Origin of the sequence: Pseudomonas baetica, from assembly GCF_019733355.1 — a bacterium.
Taxonomy (GTDB): Bacteria; Pseudomonadota; Gammaproteobacteria; order Pseudomonadales; family Pseudomonadaceae; genus Aquipseudomonas; species Aquipseudomonas baetica_A.
Genome location: NZ_JAIHLQ010000053.1, coordinates 17,856 through 34,926 on the forward strand (window position 1 = coordinate 17,856; position 17,071 = coordinate 34,926).

The following is a 17,071-nucleotide window of genomic DNA, read 5'->3' on the forward strand; positions in this document are numbered from 1 at the left end:
CCAGCGCTTCTCAAGCTGTACACGCGGTTTTTGCAATGTTTTGTATCCGCAGGACCTTGGCCAGCAGCAACGATCCTGTGGGCGCGATTTGGTTCCGTTTATTCGCAAGCGATCCCGCAAAATGCAGGATGCACGATGGCCGTTCATGCAGATTGCACGACGCGTTTAAATTCACGATTTTATAAACTATTGATTTATAAGTATTTTTAAAAAAATCCATGCTGGCACAATCACTGCAACCTCCTCTGCATGCTTGCCATTCAAGTGCATACGGAGCTGAAAAACATGAGCCTGATCCAAGAAAAATTTACCTCCCTGTTCTCCAACTTCGAAGTCACCACTGCGCCACGTCCCGATGGCGGGATCCTGCTGACTCTGCGCAGCAGCGACGGCAAAGTGTTCAAGCGTGCGCTGACGTATCAGCAACTGCATGCCGGCGACCAATTGTCGTGGGCGATCAGCGCAATTCGTCGTGATCTGGCTGAACAGGCCAGCGAACTGCCACAAATCGCAATGCTGCAGAGCCAGCAGCGTTTTGCCCTGCCGACGTATCACTCGCTGTAATTGATTTGACCCCGTAAAACAAAACAGGCCGTGAAGGATGCGCTTCACGGCCTGTTTTTTTATGGATGACGTTTATCGTCTACGGCTCAGTCCTCAAGACGCGGGAAGCGGCCGGCGATATCTTCGCCAGTGAAGTTGGCGACCCAGCCTTCGGGGTTGTTGAACAGACGGATCGCCACGAAGTGCGGATGTTCACCCATGTCGAACCAGTGTTTAGTGCCGGCCGGCACCGAGATCAGGTCGTTTTTTTCGCAGAGTACGGCGTAAACGTAATCGTCGATGTGCAGGGTAAACAGCCCACGACCGGCGACGAAAAAACGGACTTCGTCTTCGCCATGGCAGTGTTCTTCAAGGAACTTGGCGCGCAGTTCGGCTTTCTGTGGGTGATCACTATTGAGGCTGATCACATCGACCGTGATGTAACCGCGCTCGGTCATCAGTTTGTCGATCTGCTCTTGGTACGCGCTGATCACTTCTTCCTGGCTTGCACCGGGCTGGATCTTCGCGGCGGCTTGCCAGCGGTCGAAACGCACGCCCTGCTCGGCCAGAGTCGCGGCGATGTCTTCGAGATGCGTCAACACCTTGTTCGGGATGTCGGGGCTTGAGACGTGATAAACGGACAGGCTGCTCATTGGGGCAATTCCTCGGTATCGGCCTTGCCGTCCGGCTCTTTCAGACCGGTCGGGCACAGCAATTCATCAGGTAAATGGGCGACTTCTGGCGAAGTCAGCCTTGGCGGTTCATGACGTTGCGGGTCTTCAACTCGCATTCAAACAAAATTCAGATACCACTGAGACCAGCCTCGACCATAAAGAAAACACCCGGCGTCGACGATTGGCCGGGCGAGTTGTTCACGCGCAAGGCTCACAGGCTGTCCTCTTGCATGCGTGTGGCAATGATAACGGCAGCCGCGAGCGCCGCGAGACTGGCAATACTAAAGGTCAATGCCGGGCCGAGGGTATTCCAGCTGTAACCGGCATACAGTGCGCCGAGCGCGCCTCCGGTGCCGGCCAGCGCGGCGTACAACGCTTGGCCCTGTCCTTGCTGGCGCGCGCCGAAGCTACGTTGCACGAACGCGATGGCAGCGGCGTGAAAACTGCCGAAGGTCGCCGCGTGCAGCACCTGCGCCAACAACAGCACCCAGAGAAACTCGGCGAACGAACCTAGCAGCACCCAGCGCAGCGCCGCCAGCAGAAAACTCGCTATCAAGACTCTGCACAGGGAGAAGCGCGAAAGAATCCGGCTCATGGCCATGAACATCAGCACTTCAGCGACTACACCGACGGCCCAGAGCATGCCGATCACGCCGCGACTGTAGCCGAGTCGCTCAAGGTGCAACGTCAAAAACGTGTAGTACGGGCCGTGGCTCATCTGCATCAGCGCCACGCTGCCGTAAAACGTCAGCACGCCGGGACTGCGCAGTTGCTTGAGAAAACCTTCACCGGTCGGCCGGTTGCCCTGCGCCGGTTGCGCGTTCGGTACCCACAAACTGCTGAGCACGATCCCCGCCATGATCAGCACCAGCGCTGCCGGGTAGATATCCAGGCTAAGCCATTCGAACAGGCGCCCCAACACAACCACGGTGATGATGAAGCCGATCGAGCCCCACAAGCGAATCTGGCTGTAACGGGAGGTCTGCCCCTGCAAATGCGCCAGCGTAATGACTTCGAACTGCGGCAACACCGCGTGCCAGAAGAATGCATGCAACGCCATGACCATCGCCAGCCAGGCGTAGGTTTTGCTGACGAATATCAACGAGAAGGTCAGCAGCGTACACACCGCGCCGAAGCGCACGATGGCCAGGCGTCTGCCGGTGTAATCGCCAAGCCAGCCCCAGATGTTAGGCGCCACGCAGCGCATCAACATCGGGATGGCGACCAGCTCGCCAATGCGCGCGGCGCTAAATCCGAGGTGATCGAAGTACAACGCCAGAAACGGCGCCGTCGAGCCGAGCAAGGCGAAATAGAACAGATAGAAACTGGACAGCCGCCAGTAAGGGAGCGCCGCCACGGTCAGACCGCGACGGCTTTGTGGTCGCCCATTAAAGCTGACCCAGCACCGGGGTGCTCACGCGCACATCGGCGTTCTGCCCACGGTGGCGCAGCAGGTGATCCATCAGCACGATGGCCATCATCGCTTCGGCAATCGGTGTGGCGCGGATGCCCACGCAGGGGTCGTGTCGACCTTTGGTGATCACGTCGACCGCGTTGCCTTCGACGTCAATCGAACGGCCCGGGGTGGTGATGCTCGACGTTGGTTTGAGCGCCAGATGGGCAACGATCGGCTGACCGGACGAGATGCCGCCGAGAATGCCGCCGGCGTTATTGCTGAGGAAACCTTGCGGAGTCATTTCATCGCGATGCTCGGTACCACGCTGGGCAACGCAGGCGAAACCAGCGCCGATTTCCACGCCCTTCACCGCGTTGATGCTCATCAGCGCGTGCGCCAGTTCGGCGTCGAGACGGTCGAAAATCGGCTCGCCCAGACCCGGCATGACGCCTTCGGCGACCACGGTGATCTTCGCCCCGACCGAATCCTGATCACGGCGTAATTGATCCATATAGGCTTCCAGCTCCGGGACTTTGTCCGGATCCGGGCAGAAGAACGCGTTTTCTTCAACCGAATCCCAGGTCTTGAACGGGATTTCGATCGGGCCGAGCTGGCTCATGTAGCCGCGGATGACGATGCCCTGAGCGGCCAGGAACTTCTTGGCGATTGCACCTGCCGCCACGCGCATGGCGGTTTCCCGCGCCGAGCTACGGCCGCCGCCACGATAATCGCGCTCGCCGTATTTGTGGTGGTAGGTGTAGTCGGCGTGGGCCGGGCGGAACAGGTCCTTGATTGCCGAGTAGTCCTTGGACTTCTGGTCAGTGTTGCGGATCAGCAGACCAATGGAGCAGCCGGTAGTGCGGCCTTCGAACACGCCGGAGAGGATTTCGACTTCATCGGCTTCCTGGCGCTGGGTGGTATGTCGACTGGTGCCGGGCTTGCGGCGGTCGAGGTCGCGCTGCAAGTCCTCGAGGGAAATTTCCAGGCCCGGCGGGCAGCCGTCGACAATGGCGACCAACGCCGGACCATGGCTTTCGCCAGCGGTGGTGACAGTGAACAACTTGCCGTAGGTATTGCCGGACATGCAGGACGCTCCGTGAAATCAAACCCAAATTCGTAATGCGCGCCAGTATACGCAGGCTAACCGACTAGTTCATCCTCGAACCTTAGCGGTGTTGGTGAGTCCAACCGGCACCTTGGCGAATGATGGCGTGATGATGCTGCGAGTTTTGATTTTGAGTCTTACCCTGTTTACGGGCTTTGCCCAAGCGACGGTCCTACAACGCCCGGTAACTTTGGATACGGGGAGCGGCGAGCTTTTCGGTTCGCTGTTGCTGCCAAAGTCCGACAACCCTGTGCCGGTTGTCCTGATCATTTCAGGCTCTGGGCCTACGGATCGCGACGGAAACAACCCCGACGGCGGGCGCAATGACAGCCTTAAACGGCTGGCCTGGGTGCTGGCTAAACACCACATTGCCAGTGTGCGCTACGACAAACGCGGCGTGGCCGCCAGCCTTGCGGCCACGCCGGACGAGCGCAATCTGTCGGTGGAGGCCTACGCGGCAGACGCCGTGGCGTGGGGGCAGAAGCTCAAGACCGACCCGCGTTTTGGCAAGCTCATCCTGCTTGGCCACAGTGAAGGCGCACTGATTGCCAGCCTTGCCGCGCCGAAGCTGGATGCGGCGGCGGTGATTTCCCTGTCTGGCAGCGCGCGACCGGTCGATCAGGTAATCCGTGAGCAACTGGCGCGCAGCCTGCCACCGCCGCTGATGTTGCGCAGCAACGAGTTGCTCGACAGCCTCAAGGCCGGCCGCACCGACGACAATGTGCCGGGGCCGTTGCAGGTGATTTTCCGGCCAAGCGTGCAGCCGTACCTGATCTCGTTATTCCGACAGGATCCGGCCGCAGCTTTCGCTCAACTGAAGATGCCGGCCCTGATCGTTCAGGGCAGCAACGACATTCAAGTGGGTGTCCATGATGCAAAGCTGCTCAAAGCCGCCAAACCGGACGCCGAACTGGTGGTGATCGAAGGCATGAACCACGTCATGCGCATCGTGCCTAACGACGTGAAGCGGCAACTGGCCTCCTACAAGGACCCGAATTTGCCTTTGGCAGCGGAACTCGGTTCGAAAATCATCGATTTTATTGACGGAATTCGCACCCGATAAGCGCTGTTTGCCCTCTAGTGTTGTAAGAAACGGCCGATAAGCCTTTGTCGCCAGCGCACTGGCTGGCGGCAAGCAGGGCTTGGACAGGATCTCGCCGTTATGACTGATACCCAGACTTCACCCGACACCACCGCTGAAAAAGACGCACCGCCAGCGGTCGAGCTGCCGTGGGCGGATGTCCACGTCGAGCACCACAAGATGCTCCGCCTGGCCCCGTTGAAGACCGACCGCCACACCGGCGGCCGGCCATTGCGTTTTGTCGAATTCGGCTATGCCGAGCGCAATAGCAAAGAACACAGCCTGATGCGCATGGCAATCAAGCTGCCGAGCCAGCGTGTTCGCAAAGAGCAGAATCATCTCGATGTGTGGGTCAATCACACCACCAAACGTGTGAGTTTCGGCCCGGACAGCGCCTTGCAGATTGAACCGTTAAACCGTGGCATCGGCCGCTTCATGGCCGCGCATGGTATTACTTGGGCGAAAAAACGCTGGCCCGCCTACACCGTCGACGGCATGGACTTGAACAACAAGGACGCGCTGAACGAAGACACTCGACTGCGGCGCGATCATTTTCTGCGGGTGCACGGATTTGATGTGGTCTACGCCGACGCCCAACATTTGAAGGGCAGCATCAAGGATGCTCAGGTCGGCGATTTGATTGGCGACTGGAACAGCGAAAAGCTGCAGATCGTCGAGATTCTTGAAGCCGCGCAAATGCTTCAGCAGGCCGAACAGAATCTGGCCGAGCAGGAAGTGAAGCTCCAGAAGCAGGAAGAAAAGGTCAGCAAGTTCAAGCGCGAAGACGCCGGGTTGCGCTTCACTATTACTTGCCTGGTGGCGTTTGCGGTGTTTCAGGCGGGGTTGTTGATCTGGATTGCTACGCACCGCTGATGACTTGAAACTGCGGCGCTGCCATTCGCGAGCAGGCTCGCTCTCACAGGAACATGCATTCCAAAGGTGGGAGCGAGCCTGCTCGCGAAGCGTTCAGGGGTCAGACGCGAGAAGCAAATAGCGCTTGATGATCGCGGCACTGCTGCGCCGTCAACATGAACACGCCATGCCCACCGCGCTCGAACTCGAGCCAAGCGAAGTCGACTTCCGGGTACAACGCTTCGACGTGAACCTGGCTGTTACCCACTTCGACAATCAGCAAGCCCTTCTCGGTCAGGTGATCCGCCGCTTCGGCGAGCATCCGCCGGACCAGGTTCAGACCATCATCACCGCACGCCAGGGCCAGCTCCGGCTCGTGCTGATATTCGTCCGGCATGTCGGCGAAATCTTGCGCATCGACGTAAGGCGGGTTCGACACGATCAGGTCGAAACGCTGACCCGACAGCCCCTCGAAACCATCGCCCTGCACGGTGTAGACGCGCTCATCGACGCCATGTCGCTCGATGTTCTGATTGGCCACTTCCAGCGCTTCGAACGACAGATCCGCCAGCACCACTTCGGCGTTCTGGAACTCATAGGCGCAGGCAATGCCGATGCAACCGGAACCGGTGCACAGATCAAGAATTCGCGCAGGGTCATTGCCAATCCATGGCGCAAAATGGTTTTCGATCAGCTCACCAATCGGCGAACGCGGGATCAATACACGTTCGTCGACGATAAACGACATGCTGCAGAACCACGCCTCACCCAACAGGTAAGCGGTCGGAATACGCTCTTCGATGCGACGCTTGAGCAGGCGTTGCAGATTGACCAGTTCGTCATCTTCCAGTGCGCAATCGAGATAGCTGTCGGCGATTTCCCACGGCAGATGCAATGCCCCCAGCACCAGTTGCCGGGCTTCGTCCCAGGCATTGTCGGTGCCATGGCCGAAAAACAGATCCTCCCCATGGAAGCGGCTGACGGCCCAACGGATGTGGTCGCGCAGGGTACGAAGTCGGGAAGTGATCACGGGGCAGAACTCCAGAAAAAACGACTGGCGATTCTAACAGCCAAAACGCGCCACGACGACGCAGGAAAAATCCCGCCACGACGGTAGGGGCTTTCTGTTTTTTGCATCAGCTATTGAACAGAACGTGTAACTTGACAAGGCTGCAAGCCAGCAACGACGGTGCCTACGATGGTAGCGATTCACAGAACCGCTCAGCCAGAGGACAATGTCGCAAAAGCCCCACCCCAAGGAGCCCCAGAATGTCCGTTCCAAAAACGATGTTTCAACTCAGCGGTCGCGGTTACGCAGCGGCCACGCTGAGCCATGCCACCGTGGTCATCATCGATGCCCAGAAAGAATATCTCAGTGGCCCACTGGCCCTGAGCGGCATGGATGCGGCCGTCGCGAACATCAAACAAGTGGTCGCTGCGGCCCGTGCAGCCGGTCGGCCGATCGTGCATGTGCGTCATCTCGGCACCGTCGGTGGCCTGTTCGACCCACAGGGCGAACGCGGCGAATTCATCCCCGGCCTCGAACCGCAGGGCGATGAAACCATCATCGGCAAACTGTTGCCGAGCGCCTTCCATGGCACCGAGCTGCTCGATCGCCTGCAAAACCTGGGCTCGCTGGACCTGATCGTCTGCGGCTTCATGAGCCACTCCAGCGTCAGCACCACTGTGCGCGCGGCGAAAAACCTGGGTTTCCGCTGCACGCTCGTTGAAGATGCTTGCGCCACCCGTGACCTGCCGTTCAAAGGCCGGGTACTCAGCGCCGAAGTGGTACAAGAAGCAGAAATGGCGATCATGGCCGACAACTTTGCCACCCTCGCCAAAACACAAGATCTCATCTGATCGCGCCCTGATGAGCGGCTCACACCGCCGCTCATCCACAAAAGCCTCTCATTTGACGCAAATGCCATAGCCTCAGGAACAACCTGGTCAACTCCCGGTCGAAGGGCCGATACCCATTGAGGAAGGTCGGAATGAAGTTATCCGATGGATTTGACGCACGCCGCTTGCGGCCCAAAGGCCAAAGCAACTGGCGTTTTCGATTCGGCGCGGCGATTGCAGCCATTCTGGCCACGTTCGGCGTGCTGCTGGCAATGGCCGGGGCCGCCAGCCTGCTGGGGCGCCCGCCAGCGCTCGGCGACTTGAACGCCACGCCAATGGGCTCCGCGATCATTCTGGCAGTCGGTTTACTGTTTCTGTATTTCGGGGTCGCCCTGTGGCGTCGCTGCCGCCGTCGCGCACGGCAGTCGCGGGAATTGAACATGTCCCCGCACCTGATGAAAAAACACGACTGACTCGATGGCCTGGCTTTTTGCCGGGCCGTTTTGTTTCGACTTGGGTAAACTGGCCGCCCTTCGCGGAGGCTGACATGCAAGACGACGATTTTTCCCTGTTCAAAAGTGCGATCCAAGGCGTCAAGCCGATCAAGCACGACCGCGCCGACACCGGCAAACCCAAAGCTGACCGCGCGCAGATCGCCAAATTGCGCCAGTCAGCTACCGTGCGCACCGACACCACCACCGTTGATGGTCTGTCCGATCAGTTCGTGATCGACGTCGGCCCGGAAGACGAGTTGATGTGGGCCCGCGACGGGGTGCAGGAAAGTCAGATGCGCAAGCTCAAGGTCGGTCAGATTCCGTTCGAGGGCAGCCTCGACCTGCACGGCATGAACGTGGAAAAGGCCCGGGAAACCCTCTGGGCGTTTCTTGCCGAAGCCACCAAATTCGAAATCCGCTGCGTTCGCGTCACCCACGGCAAGGCCGTGCGCCTGGACGGCAAGCGGCCGATGATCAAAAGTCACGTCAACACTTGGCTGCGCCAACACGCACAAGTGCTTGGTTTCTGCTCGTGCCAGGCCAGACACGGCGGGGCCGGCGCGGTTTATGTGATGCTTAAACGCACCATGATGGAAGGTCGCGACGAATAATCCCGTTACACCGAACTTGCAGGGTTGTGTCCGCCACCGTACCCTTGCCCTTTGCGAAAATCCCCACAGGTAGTTTCATGTCCCTGGAACAGAATTACACCGCGATTCTCGGCCAACTGGGCGAGGACGTTTCCCGCGAGGGCCTGCTCGACACGCCAAAGCGTGCCGCCAAAGCCATGCAGTACCTCTGCCGCGGTTATGAACAGACGCTAGAAGAGGTCACCAACGGTGCCCTGTTCAGCTCCGATAACAGCGAAATGGTGCTGGTCAAGGACATCGAGTTGTACTCGTTGTGCGAACACCACATGCTGCCGTTCATCGGCAAGGCGCATGTTGCTTATATCCCGAGCGGCAAAGTGCTGGGTTTGTCGAAGGTCGCACGGATCGTCGACATGTACGCCCGTCGCCTGCAAATTCAGGAAAACCTCAGCCGCCAGATCGCCGATGCGGTGCAGCAAGTCACCGGCGCGCTGGGCGTTGCCGTGGTGATCGAGGCCAAGCACATGTGCATGATGATGCGCGGTGTCGAGAAGCAGAATTCGTCAATGATCACTTCGGTGATGCTCGGCGAGTTCCGTGAAAACGCAGCTACCCGCAGCGAATTCCTCAGCTTGATCAAGTAATTGGCAACAGTAAAAAACCGGCGTTGATCGCCGGTTTTTTTTGCCCGTGAAAAATCGGGTAAGCTGCGCGCCTTCTTCAATATCTCAGTGAGGCTTGTAACGTGTTCGTTAAAGCACTTCGTGTTGGCCTCGGCCAACTGATCATTTTCATCGATTTCATCACCCGCCCTGGCAAGAAAAACCGCCCCGCCGCCGCTCAGGCAAAGGTGGAAGCGGCTGCGAAGGACCTGACGTTGTATCAGTTCCACGCCTGCCCGTTTTGCGTGAAGACCCGCCGCACGTTGCGTCGCCTCAATGTGCCGGTGGCGCTGAAGGATGCCAAGAACAACGAGCAGGATCGTCAGACGCTGCTGGAACAGGGCGGCCGAATCAAGGTGCCGTGCCTTCGGATTGAAGAGAATGGCCAGACGACCTGGATGTATGAATCCAAAGTGATCATTGATTATCTGGATAAGCGGTTTGCTGCGGCCTGAGGTTTTTGTGCCGTTCTGACTGACGCCTTCGCGAGCAAGCCCGCACATCTTTTAATGTATTTCCCCTGTGGGGTCGGGTTTGCTCGCGAAAAGGACCGCCCAGCCAGCACAAAAATCCAGACAAAAATTTTCAGGCCGCCCTGTCTCGTTGCGCCTGACGCACCACCGCCGCCAATCGCTTGAGCCCTTCATCCAGCCGCGCCGCGTCAATGTGGCTGAAGTTAAGACGCAAATGCCCGAGATTTTTATCGGGATCAGGAAAGAACGGCTCACCTGGCATAAACGCCACATCATTGGCCAACGCCTCGTTAAGCAACGTGCGCGTGTCCAGCGGCTGTTTCAGCGTCAACCAGAAAAACAGCCCACCCTGCGGCACGTTCCAGTCTGCCAGATCCGAAAAGTGCGTTTCCAGCGCTGACTGAAAGGCATCGCGCCGTTCTCGGTAGAAGCCGCGCAACTCAATCAAGTGCTGCTGATATTGCTCAGTCCCCATCCATTGCAATGCCTGCCACTGCCCGATGCGATTAGTGTGCAGATCCGCCGATTGCTTGAGCTTGAGCAGATGCGCAAACAGATCCGGGCTGGCGATCAGATAGCCGACACGCAAACCGGGCAGCAAGGTTTTCGAAACCGTGCCGGTGTAGATCCAGCTGGATTTATTCAACCGTGCGGCAATCGGCTTGGCGCTGGCGCCGTCGAACGTCAGTTCGCGGTAGGGTTCGTCTTCGATCAACGTCACGCCGAATTCATCGAGCAGTGCGGCGACGGCTGCACGTTTGGCCTCGCTGTAGCGCACGGCGGACGGGTTCTGGAACGTCGGGATCAGGTAGATGAACGCCGGACGATGTTGCTCCAGACGACTGCGCAATTGCGCCAGGTTCGGGCCATCGGATTCCTGCGGTACGGTCAGGCATTCGGCGCCAAACAATTGGAATATCTGCAAAGCGGCCAGATAAGTCGGCGCTTCCAGAAGAATCTCGGTGCCCTTGTCGATGTACAGCTTGGCCGCCAAATCAAGAGTCTGCTGGGAGCCACTGACCACCAGCACCTGACTCGCCTCACACGCCAAGCCTAGCGCCCTCGCCTGTGCGGCCAGGGCTTCGCGCAATGCCGGCTCACCCTCGCTCATACCGTATTGGCCGAGGGACAGCGGCATGTCGCCCCACTCGACTTTCGGCAACATGACCTCGGCAGGCAGGCCGCCGGCGAATGACATCACTTCCGGACGCTGAGCGGCGGCGAGAATTTCACGAATCAAAGAACTTTTAAGGCGCGAGACACGTTCGGAAAAAGCCATGGAGGTCACCAGTAGCGAGCCGTATGAAAAATGAGTCAAACTTGTTGACTGAAATTACGACAGCCCGAGCGAGTACGTCAACATGATTGACCTTAAAAACCCAGCCAGTCAGCAACAGGCCATGGAAGCGTTCTTCTTCGGTTATCAGGCCTTCACCGCCAAGGCTGACGAAATGCTTGAGCGCCGTGGTTTGTCTCGGGTGCATCAACGGATTGTGTTTTTCATCGCTCGTTATCCGAATTTGAGCGTCAAGGAGCTGCTGGCCTTGCTTGGGGTGAGCAAGCAGGCGCTGAACATGCCGCTGCGCCAGTTGCAGGAAATGCATCTGGTCGACAGCGTGGCATCGCAGGCTGACAAGCGAAAGCGCCTGCTCGAGTTGACGGCAGAAGGGGCAAAGTTTGAACAGTCGTTGCGCCGCGAGCAGGTGAAACTGCTGGAGCGGGTGTTTGCCGAGGCTGGGGAGACAGCGGTGAATGGGTGGTTGGCGGTGAATCTGGCCTTGGGTGAGAGTCAGGCACATCTCGATTGAATCGTCTGGCTTGCTCGCGAAGGGCACGGAGTGGCGATATATCGCTATCGTCGGACCGTTCGTAAACAAAATCAAAAACAATATTTGCTTTATTTGTACACAAAAGCATAATCCACAGCGTGCGAGTTCCTGACCTAATGGTCAACAAATTCGCGTATGCCTCAAAGGGCCGCTGCCACCCCTCATGGGTCCGGCCCTGGAAATAACAATAAAACTCTTGAGGAGTACTCGCTGTGGAAAGCCGCAAATCCGAAGCATCGACGCTGGATCTCTCGCCGCCATTACGCAATGGCCTGCTGGAGCGCCTGTTTAAACTCAGCTTGCATGGCACCACGGTGAAGACCGAGTTGATTGCCGGTCTGACAACCTTCATCACGATGGCTTACATCATCTTCGTCAACCCGAACATCATGGCCGATGCCGGGATTGACCACGGCGCGGCATTCGTCGCCACCTGTATCGCCGCTGCGCTGGGCTGCCTGTTGATGGGCCTTTACGCCAACTGGCCAGTGGGTCTGGCGCCGGGCATGGGCCTGAACGCTTTCTTCACCTACACCGTGGTCGGCACCATGGGCTACAACTGGGAAACGGCGCTGGGCGCGGTGTTCGTCTCAGGTGTGCTGTTCATGATCCTGACTTTCTCGCGGATTCGCGAATGGCTGCTCAACAGTATTCCAGTGAGCCTGCGCTTTGCGATGGGCGCAGGGGTCGGTCTTTTCCTTGGCCTGATTGGCTTGAAAACCGCAGGCATCGTCGTCGATAGCCCGGCCACGCTGATCAAACTCGGTTCCCTGCGTGAACCTGGCCCGCTGCTCGCCGCCATCTGCTTCCTGATGATCGCCATCCTCAGCTATCACAAAGTTTTTGGCGCGATCCTCATCAGCATCATCACCGTGACGCTGGCCGGTTGGGGCCTGGGCATCGTGCACTACGAGGGCATCATGTCGACCCCGCCGAGCCTGGCGCCGACCTTCATGGCGATGAACGTTGCCGGCGTGTTTAACGTCAGCATGATCAGCGTGGTGCTGGCCTTCCTCTTTGTGCACATGTTCGACACTGCCGGTACCCTGATGGGCGTTGCCCAGCGCGCCAATCTGGTCGGCGCTGACGGGCGCATCGAAAACCTCTCCCGCGCCATGAAAGCCGACAGTGCTTCCAGCGTTTTCGGTGCCGTGGTCGGTGTACCGCCTGTCACCAGTTACGTAGAAAGTGCTGCCGGCGTGGCCGCTGGCGGTCGGACTGGTCTTACCGCCGTCACCGTAGGTGTGCTATTTATAGCGGCAATGTTTTTCGCACCACTGGCTGGCATGATCCCCGCTTACGCCACCGCCGGTGCACTGATCTACGTTGCGATGCTGATGATGGGCGGCATGGCCCACATCGAATGGGACGAAGCCACTGACGCGATTCCTGCCATCGTCACCGCGATCATGATGCCGCTGACCTTCTCGGTCGCCGACGGCATCGCGCTGGGCTTCATCACTTATGTGGCGCTCAAGGCCGGTACCGGCAAGTACAAGGAAATTTCCGTTAGCCTGTGGGTGCTCTGCGCGATCTTCATCGCCAAGTTCATCTTCTTGTAAGCGTTAAGCGGTTCTGGCTTCAAAACAGCCTCACCCTGGCGGGTGGGGCTTTTGCACATTCTTGAGTACAACAAAAAAGGAGGAAAGTGATGAGTCTGGAAACCTGGCTGCTGTTCAGCGGCGCTGCACTGGTGGTGATCCTGATTCCGGGGCCACTGTCGTTGCTGATGATCAGCAACAGCCTGAATTACGGTTTGCGGCGCTCTTACCCGGCGTTTCTCGGCGGCGTGATTGCTTCGATCTGTTTACTCAGTGCATCGGCGCTGGGCTTGGGCGCCCTGCTATTGGCTTCGGAACAGTTGTTCAGCGCCCTGAAAATCATCGGCGCATTTTACCTGTTCTATCTTGCCTGGCAGAGCTGGCAGCAGTCGCGCCAGCCTTCGACAGGCGCCGAAGTGCCCCAAGCTGCAGCTGTCCCACGTTTTCGCGCACTGTTCGGGCGCGCGTTCGTGCTGGGCGCAAGTAATCCGAAAGACATTCTGTTCTTCGCCGCGTTTCTGCCACAGTTCCTCAGCGCCGAACAGCCGTTCCTGCCGCAGTTACTGGTGATGATTGCAACCTGGACCCTGCTGGATCTGCTGTGCAAACTGGCCTACGGACTTGGTGCCCATGGTGCAGCGCGCTATCTGCGCAGCGGTAAAGGACAAAGCTGGTTCAACCGGATCAGTGCCGGTTTGTTCGGTAGTGCAGGAGCCGTATCGTTACTCAGCAGCCACTGAGATGTTTAAAGGACCATTTCAACTTGCCGCGTCGGGCGAAATACAACGCAACAACCCATGGATGTACAACTCTAAAAAACCAAACCTAATATAACCGCGCTATTCGACAAATAATTTGGCAGAACAAGGATGTTCAAATGGCCACTTTTACACCGGATTCGTTCCAGCAAACTGACTCCGTAGTAATCACCGACATAGGCTTCCATGCCAATGAGCGCACAGCTTCGACCATCGATTTTGAAGGCGAAATCGCCACCGCGAGCAAACGCCAAACACAACAGCTGAAAATCGTCGACGATCTGTTCGGCCCACTTCATATCGGCTCTATTTCAATCACGCGAGTTTCCCTGGACGTTTTGGGCGCAACGACGGGCGGCCAACACCTGAATGGTCAGAACACCTTCTTTCGAACGCCCAAGCGCTCCTTCATCAACTCGTTACAGTTCAGCTCGCCCGATATAGAAACCCGAATGAAATCGACAACAGTCACGGAGGGCTACCTGTTGTCGTCGCTGCTGTTCGAAATCGCCAGCCGGCGTCCGTTAGACGCCCCGCCGATGCTTGGAAATAGTCCCACGAGCGATGTTGATCAGGGCGCATATCACAGCACACTTGCGAAACTTCTAGGCTCCGCGCAAAAGCTCGATTTGCGTCATGCCTACCTGTCAAAAAGCAGCCCTCACTGGGTGTCTCTGATCAAGAGCGACTGCATGCTCGGCTCAAGTGTCGGGATTCAAGCCTTTGGAATATTCATGGGTTTGCGCGGGGTGGTCGATGCGGTCAGAAACAGTGACACCGCACAAGCCGTAATCAACAGCGCGGGTATTACCTCTGAAGTGGGCTCCATAACCGTAGACATTGCCGTGACTAAAATGGCCACGCAGATGATCAAGGTTGGCCAATTCGCCTACAAGGACTTCGCCAAAACCCGATTCGCCGTGAGATTGGGTCGTTCCGGTGGCTTGATCGGGGGAGCACTGACGCTGCCTTTCGATTTACACGCCGCAGTCAAATCATTGACCGCTGCCGACAATGCAACCGGGAAAGAAGCCTTGGATCATTACATCAGTGCCGGTTTGAGCCTAACGAGTGCTGCCATGACCTTGATACTCGGGAGCGCAGCGATGGCAGGCTTTTCCTTTGCAGGACCGGTCGGGCTCGCGGCAGGAGCGATTCTGGCCATTGGCGCTCAGGCTTACGGTGCCGTAAGACTGGTGGACGATATTGACGATTACATCGAACTCACCACCAATGAGCGCTGGCGCACAGGCTGGTTCTCGTTCTGTTTCATGGATCCTGACGCCGATGTGCAGGATCGCTACACCGTTGCCAAAACCAGGGTCGAGCACTCCGGGAAAATGAAGGACGCGGCAAAGAAACTGCTGGATGGCGCGTTGAAGGACACCACCGAAGCCATCGTTCATGGCGCTTTTGAGGTCAACCTCAAGCCGACTCGGATATGGGCACGTAACTGGTGGACTAAACAGGACCGGTGGGAAACCGTCAATCTTCCACAGATAACAGGAGTAGATGACACCATTGACGCCCACGAAGGTGTTAGCGGTGCCACTCCTGGCGCGCAACTGGGGGCAGCGGCAGATCACAAAGCTGTCCTGTGGTTCATCAGTGACGGTAAAGACTCAATCCGAGGGGTAGAAAAAAAACCAAACGCCTTTTTTTACAAGACCGGTAGAAAAGATCTGACAGGGGGGGACAAAGACGATCGGTTCGTCTTCGAAGGCGCAGCCGATCGGCTCAAGAATGATTCCAGGGTAGGCGATTATTCGATATTGAAGGGCGGTGCAGGCAACGACACTTTGTCCCTTGGCGGCCTTTATAACCTTAGTGCTGCGGATCAACCCGGGTATGACATCGACTTGGTGGCGGGGAGGCTCCAGGTAATCACCCCTGATCCATCTTCCGAAGATGGAAAAAAACATACGCTCCACAGCATTCTGGAAAGTATCGAGAATGTTGAAACCGTCGCGCATGCGGCAAGCACTGTCACCGGTACAGCGCAACGCAACATCATCAAGTCCCGTGGCATCGACACCATCAGAGCTGGCGCAGGAAACGACCAGATTCATTTAATTCACAACGGTGCAACGGCATCGGGTGAATCCGGGGCAGATGAGTATTTCATTGCCCATGAAGCAGGCTGTATTTCCATCATCGAAGACGGTGAGCAAGAAAGCGTCATTGTCTTGAATTGGAGAATGGATCTGATTGAAAGCTGGATCGTCGAGAAGAGCGCGCTGGTCATCACTTCGAAATTCGATTTCCATGACAGGCCCAGAAGCAAGGTAGTCATCCGAGACATCTACAAACGGCTCGGTGATGATTACCAATTAAAGAACAACAAACTCACCTTCATTACCGGGGACGGCTTTTATCTGGTACCTGAGCTTCCTGAATCACTCAAAAGCGAAAGGCCCATCGACGTCGAGGTGGTGATCACCCGCAAGGGACAACCGCAAAGTCCGGTCATTCTCTACTCATCCGATTGCATAATCCGGCACAACAACGATGCCAGTTATTACATTCCAAGAACTCAACAACACACCCGGTTTTATGCAGTTCAGCGCACCGACGCTGTCACCAGAATTTTTCTGGACTTCGCGAGCGATGAACTGACTAAATCAGAAGCACACTTTCTGGCGAGAATATCGGCAAAAAAACATGATCTGTTAATGGGTTGCGATCTGATTTACTACTTTGGGAAAAAGACATTAACAATCAAGTTATTTGCGCAAGCAAGGGGGGGGGAAACGATCCAATGAACAGCGTGAAAACGCTAAGAACCATGACACTCTATCCCGATCATAAATATGTTTTAGCATTCAATGACGGCGTCGCTTTCAATGCTCATCTCACACTGGAAAACGACGCCTGCGCCGTTGCTGCAAACTATAAGATGTACGCTTTCACCAAGTGGAAAACCCGGATACCTCTTCCAGAGCAATACCGAGCAGGTCTTTACCTGTTTGAACTTCCCGCAAACGAAGCCTATCAACTGAGCGCCAGATCGGCCTGCGCCACGTTGACGTCTTATCCTGAACAAACCGCGACCGAAAGTCTGCTAGGGAAGGTCTGAAGTAAGACCTTCTTTTTCCAGCAAATCGGGCGTCAGGCTGTAAAAAAGAGAGCACTTCGCTGAAACTCTAGAAATATCGACTTTTTTCGATGAATAAGCCTGTTTTAAGCACTTATTAATCCTTAATTTCCATACTGCGGACGCACCTGTCCTATAGG

At 57.0% G+C, this 17,071-nt stretch carries 19 protein-coding genes and 1 pseudogene; 13 read left to right on the forward strand and 7 right to left on the reverse strand.

What is annotated here, in order from left to right; translation table 11 throughout:
* Positions 1-285 precede the first annotated feature (285 nt).
* The gene (locus tag K5E40_RS30505; RefSeq protein WP_129391315.1) at positions 286-564 is read left to right on the forward strand and encodes a DUF3509 domain-containing protein; all 279 of its coding nucleotides are present in this window, start codon (positions 286-288) and stop codon (positions 562-564) included.
* A gap of 86 nt (positions 565-650) precedes the next feature.
* Here K5E40_RS30505 and K5E40_RS30510 read toward each other — a convergent pair whose 3' ends face one another.
* The 5 genes and pseudogenes from K5E40_RS30510 to aroC form a co-directional block, all read right to left on the reverse strand.
* The gene (locus tag K5E40_RS30510; protein WP_221733911.1) at positions 651-1,196 is read right to left on the reverse strand and encodes an acireductone dioxygenase; all 546 of its coding nucleotides are present in this window, start codon (positions 1,194-1,196) and stop codon (positions 651-653) included.
* The gene (locus tag K5E40_RS30515) at positions 1,193-1,333 is read right to left on the reverse strand and encodes a hypothetical protein (RefSeq protein WP_221733912.1); all 141 of its coding nucleotides are present in this window, start codon (positions 1,331-1,333) and stop codon (positions 1,193-1,195) included. The genes K5E40_RS30510 and K5E40_RS30515 overlap by 4 nt, the downstream gene beginning before the upstream one ends.
* Before the next feature lie 24 nt (positions 1,334-1,357).
* Positions 1,358-1,432 (reverse strand): annotated as a pseudogene (locus tag K5E40_RS35455) (methylthioribulose-1-phosphate dehydratase); the annotation flags it as partial.
* Entirely contained in the window at positions 1,429-2,574 is a 1,146-nt protein-coding gene (locus K5E40_RS30520) for an MFS transporter (protein WP_221733913.1), read from the reverse strand. The gene K5E40_RS30520 and the pseudogene K5E40_RS35455, both read right to left, overlap by 4 nt.
* 31 nt (positions 2,575-2,605) lie before the next feature.
* Positions 2,606-3,697, reverse strand: coding sequence for a chorismate synthase (gene aroC, locus K5E40_RS30525; protein ID WP_221733914.1), 1,092 nt, complete (start codon positions 3,695-3,697; stop codon positions 2,606-2,608).
* 130 nt (positions 3,698-3,827) lie between these two features.
* Here aroC and K5E40_RS30530 point away from each other — a divergent pair, with 130 nt between their 5' ends.
* Positions 3,828-4,781, forward strand: a complete 954-nt coding sequence (locus K5E40_RS30530; protein ID WP_221733915.1) for an alpha/beta hydrolase — start codon at positions 3,828-3,830, stop codon at positions 4,779-4,781.
* A gap of 99 nt (positions 4,782-4,880) precedes the next feature.
* Positions 4,881-5,672 carry a hypothetical protein gene (locus K5E40_RS30535; RefSeq protein WP_221733916.1) on the forward strand — a complete coding sequence of 264 codons (792 nt, stop codon included), beginning with the start codon at positions 4,881-4,883 and terminating at the stop codon, positions 5,670-5,672.
* A gap of 100 nt (positions 5,673-5,772) precedes the next feature.
* Here K5E40_RS30535 and prmB read toward each other — a convergent pair whose 3' ends face one another.
* On the reverse strand, positions 5,773-6,681 hold the full coding sequence (prmB, locus tag K5E40_RS30540) for a 50S ribosomal protein L3 N(5)-glutamine methyltransferase (protein ID WP_221733917.1): 909 nt from the start codon (positions 6,679-6,681) through the stop codon (positions 5,773-5,775).
* A 239-nt stretch (positions 6,682-6,920) separates the two neighbouring features.
* Between prmB and K5E40_RS30545 the strand changes: the two genes are divergently transcribed.
* From K5E40_RS30545 to K5E40_RS30565, 5 genes are all read left to right on the forward strand, one after another.
* Positions 6,921-7,511 (forward strand): cysteine hydrolase family protein, encoded by a 591-nt coding sequence (locus tag K5E40_RS30545; RefSeq protein WP_221733918.1) that lies wholly within the window; start codon positions 6,921-6,923, stop codon positions 7,509-7,511.
* 131 nt (positions 7,512-7,642) lie between these two features.
* Positions 7,643-7,963, forward strand: coding sequence for a hypothetical protein (locus K5E40_RS30550; RefSeq protein WP_007914024.1), 321 nt, complete (start codon positions 7,643-7,645; stop codon positions 7,961-7,963).
* A gap of 74 nt (positions 7,964-8,037) precedes the next feature.
* The gene (locus tag K5E40_RS30555) at positions 8,038-8,595 is read left to right on the forward strand and encodes a Smr/MutS family protein (RefSeq protein ID WP_221733919.1); all 558 of its coding nucleotides are present in this window, start codon (positions 8,038-8,040) and stop codon (positions 8,593-8,595) included.
* 77 nt (positions 8,596-8,672) lie between these two features.
* Positions 8,673-9,218, forward strand: a complete 546-nt coding sequence (folE, locus tag K5E40_RS30560; RefSeq protein ID WP_044464392.1) for a GTP cyclohydrolase I FolE — start codon at positions 8,673-8,675, stop codon at positions 9,216-9,218.
* 101 nt (positions 9,219-9,319) lie between these two features.
* The gene (locus K5E40_RS30565; protein ID WP_221733920.1) at positions 9,320-9,691 is read left to right on the forward strand and encodes a glutathione S-transferase N-terminal domain-containing protein; all 372 of its coding nucleotides are present in this window, start codon (positions 9,320-9,322) and stop codon (positions 9,689-9,691) included.
* A 130-nt stretch (positions 9,692-9,821) separates the two neighbouring features.
* Here K5E40_RS30565 and K5E40_RS30570 read toward each other — a convergent pair whose 3' ends face one another.
* Positions 9,822-10,988: a PLP-dependent aminotransferase family protein gene (locus K5E40_RS30570; protein ID WP_221733921.1), complete on the reverse strand. Its 1,167-nt coding sequence runs from the start codon at positions 10,986-10,988 to the stop codon at positions 9,822-9,824.
* A gap of 82 nt (positions 10,989-11,070) precedes the next feature.
* Here K5E40_RS30570 and K5E40_RS30575 point away from each other — a divergent pair, with 82 nt between their 5' ends.
* The 5 genes from K5E40_RS30575 to K5E40_RS30595 all read left to right on the forward strand — a co-directional run bounded on the left by K5E40_RS30575 (position 11,071) and on the right by K5E40_RS30595 (position 16,913).
* The gene (locus tag K5E40_RS30575; protein WP_221733922.1) at positions 11,071-11,517 is read left to right on the forward strand and encodes a MarR family winged helix-turn-helix transcriptional regulator; all 447 of its coding nucleotides are present in this window, start codon (positions 11,071-11,073) and stop codon (positions 11,515-11,517) included.
* A 233-nt stretch (positions 11,518-11,750) separates the two neighbouring features.
* Positions 11,751-13,100, forward strand: coding sequence for an NCS2 family permease (locus tag K5E40_RS30580; RefSeq protein WP_221733923.1), 1,350 nt, complete (start codon positions 11,751-11,753; stop codon positions 13,098-13,100).
* An 89-nt stretch (positions 13,101-13,189) separates the two neighbouring features.
* Positions 13,190-13,819 carry a LysE family translocator gene (locus K5E40_RS30585; protein ID WP_221733924.1) on the forward strand — a complete coding sequence of 210 codons (630 nt, stop codon included), beginning with the start codon at positions 13,190-13,192 and terminating at the stop codon, positions 13,817-13,819.
* Positions 13,820-13,956: 137 nt separating this feature from the next.
* On the forward strand, positions 13,957-16,599 hold the full coding sequence (locus tag K5E40_RS30590) for a calcium-binding protein (RefSeq protein ID WP_221733925.1): 2,643 nt from the start codon (positions 13,957-13,959) through the stop codon (positions 16,597-16,599).
* A complete protein-coding gene (locus K5E40_RS30595; RefSeq protein ID WP_221733926.1) occupies positions 16,596-16,913 on the forward strand; it encodes a hypothetical protein in 318 nt (105 codons plus the stop codon). Before K5E40_RS30590 ends, K5E40_RS30595 begins: the two co-directional genes overlap by 4 nt.
* The last annotated feature ends 158 nt before the right edge of the window (positions 16,914-17,071 follow it).